The organism is Vibrio gangliei, from assembly GCF_026001925.1.
GTDB classification, from domain to species: domain Bacteria; phylum Pseudomonadota; class Gammaproteobacteria; order Enterobacterales; family Vibrionaceae; genus Vibrio; species Vibrio gangliei.
Window position 1 is genome coordinate 1,616,110 of sequence record NZ_AP021869.1, and the last position, 12,597, is coordinate 1,628,706.

Consider the following 12,597-nt stretch of genomic DNA (forward strand, 5'->3'; position numbering starts at 1 on the left):
ACCATACAATACGGAGGTCAGATGAGCAAACAATTACAAGAATTACTGGATTTACACCAACTTGAACGTTTAGAAGTTGGCCTATTTCGTGGTGAATGTGAAAATTTAGGCCTACCCCAAGTGTATGGTGGGCAGGTGATTGGTCAAGCCTTATCGGCGGCAGGTTATACCGTTGAGTCCGACAGAACAGTGCATTCTTTTCATAGCTATTTTTTGCACCCGGGCGATATTCATACCGCGATCATTTATGACGTTGAAAAACTGCGTGATGGAAAAAGTTTTTCTACTCGACGTGTCAAAGCCATTCAACACGGCCGACCTATTTTTTATTTAACCGCTTCATATCAAGGTGTGGCGGAAGGCTTTGAGCATCAAGAAACGCAAATGCCAGAAGTGACGCCACCTGAGCAGTTAATGTCTGAAACCCAACTTGCTCGCAATATCATGCAAACTCTACCCTCCGGTATTCAAGATATTTTCTGTACTGATAAGCCAATAGAAGTTCGCCCTGTGGTAGTCAATAACCCACTACAACCAGAAGCGCTTCCCGCTAAACAGTATTTATGGATTAAAGCCAATGGCACATTGCCAGATGATCCCATTTTGCATCAGTATTTACTCGGTTATGCATCCGACTGGGGCTTTTTAGTCACGGCGCTATTTCCGCACAAAGTGTCACTGCTAACCCCGAAATTCCAAGTCGCTACTATTGACCATTCCATGTGGTTCCACCGCCCATTTAAAATGGATGAATGGTTGCTGTATGTAATTGATAGCCCAACCGCCAGTAATACTCGCGGCTTGGTGCGTGGTGAAATTTATAACCAACAAGGGCAATTGGTTGCCACCTCAGTTCAAGAAGGTGTCATGCGCTTTCGTGGTCAATAAGCCAAGCAACAGGTGATAAAAACCATTAAGCACTTTGCCAATTGACTTCATCGGCCCCTTCATCCCACAAAGTCAACATGGGTGAAGGGGTTATTTAATGGGTAAGGCGGTGGTGTATTTGATCGATTCCATCGCAAAGGTAGACGTCACATTCGAAATCCCTTCCACACTATTCACGAGTTTTTTATAAAAGCTATCGTAGGCTTTCATATCCGCGACTAATACTTTCATCATGTAATCGTACTCTCCCGCCATACGGTAAAACTCCATCACTTCAGGAAAGTCCGCCACTGTCTCGGTAAAGCCTTGGTACCACTCATTGGAATGATCATTGGTTTTTATCAAAGCGAACGCAACAAAGGATAATCCGAGTTTTTCCGGATTTAATAACGCCACCCTTTTATCAATAATACCCTGTTCTTCTAAACGTTTTAGCCGCTTCCAGCAAGGCGTCGTGGTTAAACTGACCGCATCGGCTAAATCTTGTAATGATATTGCGCCATCTTGCTGTAATAAATTCAGTAGCTTTTTATCCACTTTGTCTAATTCAAACAAACTCATCTCAATACATCTCAATACATCTCAATAATGGAGAAATATATTCTCTTAATTAAACAATTTACAACATAGAAAGCAAACTTTTTCTCTCAACAAAGAGGTAAATTATTCTCATCTTCTGTTTTCATCGCTTTCAAGGAATTTAGTATGTGTATCGATAGACAATGGATTAACCAAGCCATCAATAAAATTGAAGCGGACTTTCAACGCTCGGCAGATACGCATTTGATCAAACTCGATCTGCCTTATTTGAACGGCATTGATATTTACCTAAAAGATGAAAGCACCCATCCAACCGGCTCTCTTAAACACCGTTTAGCGCGATCTCTGTTTTTATTTGCGCTATCAAATGGTTGGATTGGCCCTGAAACCACGATTATTGAAGCCTCATCGGGCAGTACCGCCGTATCGGAAGCCTACTTTGCACGACTTTTGGGGTTACGCTTTATTGCCGTAATGCCCAAGTCCACGGCTACGAAAAAAATTGAGCAAATCCAATTTTATGGTGGTGAAGCCCACTTAGTGGACCGCTCAGACCAAATTTATGATGAATCACGCCGCCTTGCTGATGAGTTAAATGGTCATTATATGGACCAATTTACTTATGCTGAAAGAGCGACCGACTGGCGAGGTAATAACAACATCGCAGACAGTATTTTTTGTCAAATGAGTCGTGAACCGCATCCCATTCCGTCTTGGATTGTAATGAGTGCCGGTACTGGCGGCACTTCAGCTACGATCGGCCGTTTCTTGCGCTATAAAAAACACGCCACGAAATTGTGTGTGGTCGATCCTGAGAACTCGGTATTCCACGATTTCTACAACACTGGCGATGCCAACATCACCATAGATACAGGCAGTAAGATTGAAGGCATTGGCCGCCCAAGAGTCGAGCCGAGTTTTATTCCTGGGGTGATTGATGAAATGCGCACGGTGCCAGATGCAGCCAGCGTTGCCACCATTCAATGGCTTGAAAAAATCCTTGGGCGCAAAGCGGGGCCTTCAACCGGAACGAATTTGTACGGCGCCTTGAATATCGCTCATGAAATGATACAGCGTGGTGAGACAGGCTCGATTGTGACTTTATTGTGTGACAGTGGTGATCGTTATTTGAATTGTCATTATAACCCTGAGTGGCTTACACAAAATATTGGTGACCCTACGCCATATCGTGAAAAGTTAAAAACGATCACACACTTATAAAATAAATATATTCAGATTTAAGCTAGAATTGACTGTTTGAATGGTAACAAGAAATTAATCAGTAAAAGCAGGGCTTAGCTCAAGAATTGCGCCCATTTATTGATTATAATGTTGCGCAATTCCGGTGGGTAAAGCCGCTATCACATTTTCTCTGATGATGTATATCATCAAACAGGTTTGAAAGGTTAATTATGAAGTCACTACGCGTACTGGCACTTGCGCCGTTAGCTATGCTCTCTGTTTCATCTCACGCTGCAACTGATTTTGCTGGCAAAGATTATTTTTATCTAGGAACAGGTACCGTAGGTGTAACGACCGATCAGGTTGCACTTTCAAGCAACGCAACACTCGACCTCGAAGACACGAAACTGTACGAGCATCCAAACTTAACCATTGGTGGCGGTCACTACTACTCAAAATACTTTGCTGTAGAAGGCTTTTACCGTTATTCACGTTCTGAAGGTGATATTTCGAATGACCAGGGTACGGGTAAGTTAGATACGCACCAATTTGGTGTTTCAGCCTTAGCGACGACGGGTCAAATTTGGAAAACGCCTTTTGAGCTATACGCAAAACTAACCGGTACTTACACCTACGCGAAATTTGATACCTCTCCAGATATGGATGTGGATGATGAGTCTGGTGTTGGCGGCTTAAACATCTCTGGTGGTGTACAGTGGGATTTGATGAACTCAGACTACTTCTTCCGCGCTGAATACGTTTATGCGTTAACTATGGGTGATATGTTCGGTTACGACGATTACGATTACAAAGGCGTACAAATCAGCCTAGGTCGTACGTTCTAATTCATCACGTTTCTCGGGATTCGGGCGCTACTCTGCTCGGTAACTCGAAAAAGAAAGATTTAACGCTGCACTGTCTGTTTCACAACAGGAGTGCAGCGTTTTATTTTCGGGACTCGAGTATCGGACGCTACGCTTCTCGTAGCTCGATGTGGTTACCGCGACAAAGTCGAGACACGAGCTTTAGAGAAACGCGTCACGACTTTTTTTCGTTTATCGGAGCCTCGGGCGTTTCACTGCTCGTAGCTCGATGTGGTTACCGCGACAAAGCCGAGATACGAGCTGTCGAGTCACGAGTTACGTCTCTACCCATGCCCTGGACGAGTGGTAACATCCCGCTCCATCTCCTGCTCTAACAAGACTTCAATATGCCCTGGTGATTGAGTTCCTTTTGAAATCAAACGATACATTTGCGGGATAACGAATAAGGTCACTATGGTGGCAAAGCTCATTCCAAATAAAACCACCGTACCAACGGCAACACGGCTTTCATAACCCGCTCCAACCGACAGCATCAATGGCAACGACCCCGCAATGGTGGTAAATGCCGTCATCAAAATTGGGCGTAAGCGACGTGCAGCGGCATCGACAATGGCTTTTTCAAACTCAATTCCTCTATCACGCAACTGGTTAGCAAATTCAACAATGAGTATGCCGTTTTTCGTCACCATGCCTATCAGCAAGATCATGCCTATTTGGCTATAGATATTGAAGCCTTGTCCCATCAGATATAAACCGATAAAGCCGCCTAGAACCCCCATTGGCACAGTAAACATAACCACAAGTGGGTTGATAAAACTTTCAAACTGAGCCGCGAGCACAAGGTAGGCAACCAATAGCGCCAGAGCAAATACGATCATGACGCTAGACTGATTCTCTTTGAAATCTTTCGACTCACCGGTGTAAGAAATCGTAATATCACTCGGAAGATGCTCAATTGCCTGTTGGTCCAGATAATCTAATGCCTGACCTAAAGTATAATTCGGCATCAAGTTAGCACTAAGAGTGATCGATTTTTGTTTATTGGTGTGTGATAAACGGTTGGCAGAGGCGATTTCTTCTACCTTAGTCACGGTATCTAATGTGATCAACTCACCGCCATCGGTACGCAAATAAATTTTGCTTAAATCCGCCGCGTTATTAAAGCTGTTTTCATCGCCACGCAAATACACATCGTATTCTTCACCACGTTCGAGATAGGTAGTCTCCGTGCTGCCGCCGAGCATGACTTCTAAGGTATCGGCAATTTCACTAACACTAATGCCAAGGTCGGCTGCGCGCTGCTTATCAACGGTCACAACAAGTTCGGGTGTTTTTTCAGAATAATCCAAATCACCACCGGTAATGACCCCATCAGCCTCACCTTTTTGTTGTAAAAACTCCGCCCACTTTTGTAGCTCTTTATATTCAGAACCGCCCAATACAAATTGAACGGGACTATCAGAACGGCCACGGAAACCTGGCATCATGGCACGCACACGGACATCAGGAATGCCGGATAAAGTTTTATTAATAATACCGAGCGCTTGTTGCGCGGTAACGGTACGTTTATCCCAATCTTCCAGCACCATGATCACAAAGCCGGTTTCATCCCCCGCTCTCCCTCCAAATGCTGGTGCATCGACACTGAATGACTTCAACATACCTTGACCAAGCAATGGGATTAATCGATCTTCCACTTCATCCATATTGGCACTCATACGGTTAAAGCTGGTGGCATCAGCACCTTTCACAAACGCAAACAACACGCCTTTATCTTCTTGTGGTGCAAGTTGGCTTGGGATGAGTTGCATTAGCCCAGCACTAGCAGCAATACAGGCAATAATGCTAATAGGGGCACTCCAGCGCCAGCGAATCGCACGAACCAATCCGCCACGGTATGCGTTTTCGACACGATTAAACATGCGATCGATACACAAGTTAAATCGATTCGGTTTTACATTGGCTTTCAGCAACTTACTGCCGAGAACTGGGGTTAAGGTCAGTGCAATTAAAGAAGAGAACAATACTGACATGGCCAGCAATACTGAAAACTCAGTAAAAAGCAAACCAACCATGCCGTCCATGAAGGATATTGGTAAGAATACCATCACCAAAACCAAGGTGGTGGCCATAACCGCAAACCCAACTTCGCGTGTGCCTTTATACGCAGCAAGTAATGGTGGCTCACCTTTTTCTAAATGATGGAAAATGTTTTCGACCACCACAATCGCGTCATCTACCACTAAACCAATCGCCAAAATCAAAGCCAGCAAAGTGATCAAGTTGACCGAAAAACCAAAGTAATACGCAGCCATGAATGCTGAGATCAGCGAAACCGGTACGGTAACAGCAGGAATTAAGGTTGCACGTAATTGACCTAAGAAGATATACAGCACCAACACCACTAAACCGCCAGTAATGAACAAGGTGTTATAAACTTCGTTGATCGACTGCTCGATGAAAATAGTCGCGTCGTATTCGATATCTAGGTGAGTACTCGCTGGTAGGAACTTTTGCACCTCAGCCACTTCTTTGCGCACACGCTGAGCCACTTCGAGAGGATTGGCATCGGTTTGAGTGATGATGCCCATGCTCACCCCCACTTCACCATCACTCTTATACATGGAGCTTTCGTTTTTTGCGCCTAAATATATTTGTGCGACATCTTGCAAATAAATAGGGTGACGGTCACGACTTTTACTGACCACTAAATAACGGAAATCTTCCTCGGTTAAGTAGTTACGCGTGGTACGAACCGTCATTGAGGTCGTGTCATTACGAACTTCACCACTTGGGTTTTCGACATTCTCTCGTCTTAGCGCGTCTTTAATATCGGTGGTGGTAATGCCTAAGCCCGCCATCGCAGTTGGGTCTAGCTTCATGTACATCACTTTATCTAGGCCACCACTGATATCAATCGAGCTGACACCAGAGATCAATGTAAAGCGATCAAGCAACACTCGGTTTATATAATCCGTCAGTTGGGTGCGATCCATCTTATTGGAGGTGACGTTAATATTGACTGCCGCTTCACCTGAACCGTTATCTTTTGACACAATCGGGTCGTCAGCTTCATCCGGTAAAGCACGCTGTGCACGAGCAATCGCATCACGTACATCACTGACACCAGTAGTGAGGTCATAACCCAAATCAAATGTAATCGTAATACGTGAGCTGCCATTACGAGACACTGATTGAATGTCATCGACACCGCTGATGCCAGACAGTTGGTCTTCTAACACCGTGGTGATTTGGCTTTCCATAATACTGGCGGAGGCCCCATCGTAACTGGTCGAAACCGTTACCACAGGGTTAGAAATATCCGGCATTTCACGTACGGCCAGCTTACTAAACGAAACATAGCCAAATACACACAATAAAAGGCTGAGTACGATAGCCACCGTTGGGCGCTTTACAGACACATCAGATAACCACATTTACTGGGCTCCTTGTGAGTCACTCTTCGGCAGCGCTAACGTTTCTTGCTCAACCACCTTAACGGTTAAACCATCACGCATATTGACCAAACCTTTGGTAACGATTGTTTTACCGATTTCTAGCCCTGATTCCACCACAATTTTGTCTTCAATACGGGCACCAAGAACAATGTCTGTTCGCGTAACTTTATCACCTTCAACGACATAGACATAACGCTTAGTACCTGAATACTCCAAGGCTTGAACGGGAATAATTGGTTTATTGATTGTAGGGAACGTTAAGGTGGCAGACATCAACATGCCAGGCTTTAGCTTATGATCAGGGTTAGGAATATCGACGCGCACAGGCACACTCAAGGTGGCATCATTAACGCGCGTATTAATGTGCGTCACCTTGCCTGAAAATTCTTGATGACTCCATGCGCGGCTGTGGGTTTTCACTTCCATGCCAAGAGTGATTTCCGAAAGATACTTTTCTGGCACTTGTAAATCAAGACGCATGCGGTCCAAGTTATCTAGCGTAAATAACTCTTCATTGGTACTGACGGTTTTACCTTTACTAAAATCGATAAATCCAATCGTACCGGCAAAGGGCGCATTAATATTAAGGTAAGAGAGATCCGCTAACGCCGCATCTAACCGCGCTTTCGCAATATCAACACTGGCTCGTTGAGCATCCAGCTCGGTTTGAGTGATCGCATTACGCTTAACCAAGCGAGCATATTCACGCTCTTTACGCTGTTCATCTTGATAGTAAGCTCGCGCTTCATTAAGGGTCGCTTTTGCTTTCATGGTATCAAGCACGATCAAAGGTTGATTGGCTTTTACTTCCTGATTAGAGCTCACCAAAATAGTATCAACCTTGCCTGAAACCTCTGGGGTGATAAGTACCGACTCTTGTGCCGCCAGTTTTGCCACTAAGGTAAGAGATTGTTGAACATCGTGCTGCTCAACAATTTGCGTTCCTACAGGAATCGCAGATGTGGCCGCCTCTACAGGTTGAGAATGAAAAGAGAGAAAAGAAAAAGCAATTCCCAACGCCAAAAATGAGTGTTTAATCATGTCAGAATTCCGTTTACATCGATGAATTAATTCTAACAGCAGAAAATATGGCTGAGCGTAAAGCAATGTAAATAAACCCTAGGAAGATCAAATTTTTTGCAACGATGTTTTATTCGCCTTTTTTGGTCATTTTGGTCAATAAAATGGCATAAAAAGTACGAATAGTTCGAAAACTCAACACTTAATCAATAAATTAAAAAAAAATCTTTACAGCAAAAAAGAGTTTGCTATTATGCGCCCCACACTTGTGGAGGGGTTCCCGAGTGGCCAAAGGGAGCAGACTGTAAATCTGCCGGCTCCGCCTTCGATGGTTCGAATCCGTCCCCCTCCACCATTATTTCTATTGCTTGAGCAATCAAATTGATTCAGGTAATAACGTTCTAGAGATGAACTAGCCATTCATTTTGATTATGAACAAACACAATTTGTGGAGGGGTTCCCGAGTGGCCAAAGGGAGCAGACTGTAAATCTGCCGGCTCCGCCTTCGATGGTTCGAATCCGTCCCCCTCCACCATTATTCTATTATCTGAGCGTTTATTTTCATTCTGTCAGGTAATAACGTTCTAGAAATGAACCAGCCATTCATTTTGATTATGAACAAACACAATTTGTGGAGGGGTTCCCGAGTGGCCAAAGGGAGCAGACTGTAAATCTGCCGGCTCCGCCTTCGATGGTTCGAATCCGTCCCCCTCCACCATTATTCTATTATCTGAGCATTTATTTTCATTCTGTCAGGTAATAACGTTCTAGAGATGAACCAGCCATTCATTTTGATCATGAACAAACACAATTTGTGGAGGGGTTCCCGAGTGGCCAAAGGGAGCAGACTGTAAATCTGCCGGCTCCGCCTTCGATGGTTCGAATCCGTCCCCCTCCACCATTCTTCTTAAAGCCAGCTCAAGTAGCTGGCTTTTTTGATCTCTACACGGAATTTTCCTTCCCTTAGACAGGCTCTTTTTCAACAGGAAACCTGCCTCACTTCACATCTTTGCAATAAATGAAAAAACAAAAATAGCATAAAATTGTATACAAAATTTCCACTCTATATTTGCACCACAATAACGCAGCCCTTGCACCACAAGCTATCAACCTTCATATTAAACAATAGGTTATACATCCTAATCACTTGAATCAGCGTGTTATTTTCAAAAACAGAAAAGTGGCACAAATGTTGCGTATTAGACCTAGCTTGCAGAAATTAACACCACTAATTTACAAGTTTGATTGTATTCAATATTGTTGCATTAATGTTAAAGCACACCTATACATAAATGGATGCAGAAATAATTACACCAATAACTGCACAACCAAGGGTCACAGATCCTAAAAACTTGGGAAGGTAACCCCAGATTGCCTCAACATTTAGTGGAATAGACACATAAGGAAATGTCATGAAGCTTTTATACACGCTGAATCAACGCCCGCCTATCGGCACCACATTACTACTGGCACTACAACATATGTTGGCATCGATCGGGGGCATCGTGGCCGTTCCTCTCATTGTTGGCTCATCCATTAACCTACCTGCTGTTGAAATTGCGGATTTGATCAATGCAGCATTACTGGCATCAGGGATCGGCACCATCATTCAATGTGTCGGATTTGGCGCGGTGGGTATTCGATTACCTGTGGTAATGGGATCGAGTTTCGCCTTTCTCGGTGTGTTAATCACGATAGGTAAGAGTGATGGCGTCAGTGGCATCATGGGAGCGGCGTTTGCAGGCTCCTTCTTAGTCATCATTGCTAGCTTCTTTATGGAAAAAATTAAGAAACTGTTCCCTGATGTCGTCAGTGGCGTTGTGATTACTTTAATCGGTTTAACCATTCTCCCTGTTGCTATGAATTGGATCGGTGATGCGCCACAAGGCAGTACGGACTTTGCCACTTTACCTAAACTCTTTTTAGCTGTGATTTCCTTAGGCATCGTTATTTTAGTCTCAGTGTATTGCAGAGGCGTGATTGCGGCTTCTGCCATTGTGATTGGTTTATTCGGTGGCTATTTAGTAGCTTTAGGTATGGGCATGGTTGACCTAGACCAAATCAGCAATGCCGCTTGGGTAGCTGGCCCTGAGCCATTGAAATATGGCCTGACATTTTCTTGGGGACCGATTCTAAGTATTAGCTTGGTCTACATTATCGTAGTGGCAGAAGCCACAGGTGACTTCATGGCACTGGCCGCAAACTGCCAAAAAGATTTAAGTGGTAAAGAATTAAAACGAGGGGTATTGGGTGATGGCTTGGCAAGTACGTTAGGTTCACTGCTTTCTGCAATGCCATTGGCTTCGTTTAGCCAAAACGTAGGTATCGTCGGTATTACTGGTGTTGCGAGTCGATACGTTGTGGCGGCAACCGGTGGTCTATTAATTCTTGGCGGAATGTTCCCGAAACTGGCAGCCATGGCAGTAACCATTCCAAAACCTGTACTTGGTGGCGTTGGTTTTATTATGTTCGGTATGATCGCTTATGCGGGCATCCGTATGTTAATCAAAGCGGCCGATACACGTCGTAATGCTTTAATTATTTGCGTGAGTTTAGCGGCTGGTCTGGCGGTCACTATTGAACCTCGCCTTATTCAACACTTACCACATACGCTAGCGGAGTTTTTCCACTCTGGGATTACTACCGGTACGATTGTTGCGGTATTGCTTCATCAATTACTACCACAAAATATGAGTGAAGAACGTGCGGTCAAGAAACAAGAAATTGCTGAGATGACCCGCGATGAAGATACACATACCGCCGCCATCAAAGTGATGGAATCAAAAGCCACCATTTCTAAAGCGATTGCCACGATAGCGGCTGAACGTGAAGAAGTACGCAACCAAGTTTTATTGGAAGCGCAATCTGAAGACGAATTGAATGATAAACAATCCAACTCAGACAGTCGGCTCTCACCCAGTACGGCGATGAAATAAGGTAAATCTATACCCAAGTTACTTGAGTATAAATTGAAAGCAAAAGCCCGAGTGAGTGGCTTTTGCTTTCATATCACCACTCCCATTAATTGAATCAATAAGACCTTCTCCCCTGAAATGGTTGCGAAGGCTAAGGACGATTATGAATGTCTCGTATTGCTAACCCACAAGCAGCAAACTCACAAGCAGCAAACTCACAATCTATAAACACAGAAACACAAAAAACCACTTGGATAAAAAATCCTCTCGCCATTTACTCTGGCAGCCAACACGATGCGCGCAGTGGCATTGTCGTGCAAGGCAATATCATCAAAGAATTAGTGGCGCTGAATGCCGAGCCTTCTCAGCCTGTCGATAACGTAGTTGATGCGAAAAATCACGTTGTCACACCGGGGCTCATCAATGCCCATCACCATTTTTATCAAACCTTAACTCGCGCCTACCCTGATGCACTCGACAAAGAGCTCTTTAATTGGCTCAAGACTCTCTACCCGGTCTGGGCGGGTCTCGATGAGGAAATGCATGCCCTTTCCACCGAGGTAGCATTAGTAGAAATGATGATGTCAGGTTGTACTACCGCTTCCGATCATCACTATTTGATCCCTGTCGGCTTAGAGCATGCCATTGATATTCAAGTTGACGTTGCTAAGAACCTCGGTATTCGCGCTATTTTAACTCGTGGTTCAATGAGCCTAGGTGAAGACGATGGCGGCCTACCACCGCGTCATACGATTCAAACTGAACAAACCATCATTGATGACAGCCTGCGTTTGATTGAGCAATACCACCAGCGAGAAGACGGGGCGATGACACAAATCGCGCTTGCACCTTGCTCGCCTTTCTCGGTCACGACCGATCTAATGAAAGAGACCTCGCGTATCGCCCATCGTGAAAACGTCATGATGCACACTCATTTATGTGAAACCATTGATGAAGAAGAGTTCTGCTTAAAACGCTTTGGCTATCGCCCAGTTGATTACCTAGAAAACGTTGGTTGGCTTAATGACAAAACTTGGTTAGCGCACGGTATTCACTTTAACGATGAAGAAATTCAACGCTTAGGTAAAGCCGGTGTTGGCATCAGCCACTGCCCGACCTCAAACATGATGCTGGCATCGGGTATTTGCCGTAACAACGAACTGGAAGCGGCAGGCGTTAAAGTTGGTCTTGGCGTCGATGGTTCTGCGTCCAATGATGGTTCGAACATGATTGCCGAAGTGCGCATGGCGATGTATTTACAACGGTTACGTTATGGCTCAGCCAATGTCTCGCATTTTGATGCACTGCGTTGGGCAACCAAAGGGTCAGCAACCGCAATGGGACGCTCGGATATTGGCGAACTGGCCGTTGGTAAGCAAGCGGATATAGCTATGTTTACACTTGATGATATTCGCTTCTCTGGCTCACATGACCCACTGGCGGCTCTGATTATGTGTGGCGCACAACAAGCGGATCGCGTCATGATCAACGGTGAGTGGCGTGTCCACGATGGTCATGTGATTGGCTTAGATTTAGAAGCTCTCCTGATTCAACATCGTCATGCAGCCAAACGCTTGGCTGAAAAAGCCATGAAGTTACGTTAGGCACTGTTTTTTAGATTCTTAACGCCCAAACCACTCCCTACCAATGACTGTACTAGAACGCGCTCTAGGCACAGTCATTTCCATGCAAAGTCATTTCATCTCGCCGATCACAGTTTTTACCGTTTGGTATCACACCGAACTATGACATTGCACTAGATCAATACCT

The 12,597-nt window shown here is 44.7% G+C and carries 8 protein-coding genes and 4 tRNA genes; 9 read left to right on the forward strand and 3 right to left on the reverse strand.

The window, feature by feature from the left end:
* Positions 1–21 precede the first annotated feature (21 nt).
* Positions 22–888 carry an acyl-CoA thioesterase II gene (gene tesB, locus Vgang_RS07380; protein WP_105903466.1) on the forward strand — a complete coding sequence of 289 codons (867 nt, stop codon included), beginning with the start codon at positions 22–24 and terminating at the stop codon, positions 886–888.
* Between the two features lie 90 nt (positions 889–978).
* Here tesB and Vgang_RS07385 read toward each other — a convergent pair whose 3' ends face one another.
* On the reverse strand, positions 979–1,449 hold the full coding sequence (locus Vgang_RS07385) for an Lrp/AsnC family transcriptional regulator (RefSeq protein ID WP_105903467.1): 471 nt from the start codon (positions 1,447–1,449) through the stop codon (positions 979–981).
* A 144-nt stretch (positions 1,450–1,593) separates the two neighbouring features.
* Here Vgang_RS07385 and Vgang_RS07390 point away from each other — a divergent pair, with 144 nt between their 5' ends.
* Together Vgang_RS07390 and Vgang_RS07395 are read left to right on the forward strand one after the other, a co-directional pair.
* Positions 1,594–2,649 (forward strand): PLP-dependent cysteine synthase family protein, encoded by a 1,056-nt coding sequence (locus tag Vgang_RS07390; RefSeq protein WP_105903468.1) that lies wholly within the window; start codon positions 1,594–1,596, stop codon positions 2,647–2,649.
* 191 nt (positions 2,650–2,840) lie between these two features.
* On the forward strand, positions 2,841–3,455 hold the full coding sequence (locus tag Vgang_RS07395) for a porin family protein (RefSeq protein ID WP_105903469.1): 615 nt from the start codon (positions 2,841–2,843) through the stop codon (positions 3,453–3,455).
* Between the two features lie 302 nt (positions 3,456–3,757).
* Here the strand turns inward: Vgang_RS07395 and Vgang_RS07400 are convergent, their stop codons facing one another.
* On the reverse strand, positions 3,758–6,871 hold the full coding sequence (locus tag Vgang_RS07400) for a multidrug efflux RND transporter permease subunit (RefSeq protein WP_105903470.1): 3,114 nt from the start codon (positions 6,869–6,871) through the stop codon (positions 3,758–3,760).
* Positions 6,872–7,933 (reverse strand): efflux RND transporter periplasmic adaptor subunit, encoded by a 1,062-nt coding sequence (locus tag Vgang_RS07405; RefSeq protein ID WP_105903471.1) that lies wholly within the window; start codon positions 7,931–7,933, stop codon positions 6,872–6,874.
* A 249-nt stretch (positions 7,934–8,182) separates the two neighbouring features.
* On the opposite strand from Vgang_RS07405, the gene Vgang_RS07410 reads away from it, so the two are divergent.
* From Vgang_RS07410 to Vgang_RS07435, 6 genes are all read left to right on the forward strand, one after another.
* Positions 8,183–8,267: transfer RNA gene (locus Vgang_RS07410), tRNA-Tyr, on the forward strand.
* A 95-nt stretch (positions 8,268–8,362) separates the two neighbouring features.
* Positions 8,363–8,447: transfer RNA gene (locus tag Vgang_RS07415), tRNA-Tyr, on the forward strand.
* A gap of 98 nt (positions 8,448–8,545) precedes the next feature.
* Positions 8,546–8,630, forward strand: a tRNA-Tyr gene (locus Vgang_RS07420).
* A gap of 98 nt (positions 8,631–8,728) precedes the next feature.
* Positions 8,729–8,813: transfer RNA gene (locus Vgang_RS07425), tRNA-Tyr, on the forward strand.
* Positions 8,814–9,324: 511 nt separating this feature from the next.
* Entirely contained in the window at positions 9,325–10,848 is a 1,524-nt protein-coding gene (locus Vgang_RS07430) for a nucleobase:cation symporter-2 family protein (RefSeq protein WP_105903190.1), read from the forward strand.
* Positions 10,849–10,994: 146 nt separating this feature from the next.
* Complete coding sequence (locus Vgang_RS07435) at positions 10,995–12,431, forward strand: 8-oxoguanine deaminase (protein WP_245879960.1); 1,437 nt, start codon at positions 10,995–10,997, stop codon at positions 12,429–12,431.
* The last annotated feature ends 166 nt before the right edge of the window (positions 12,432–12,597 follow it).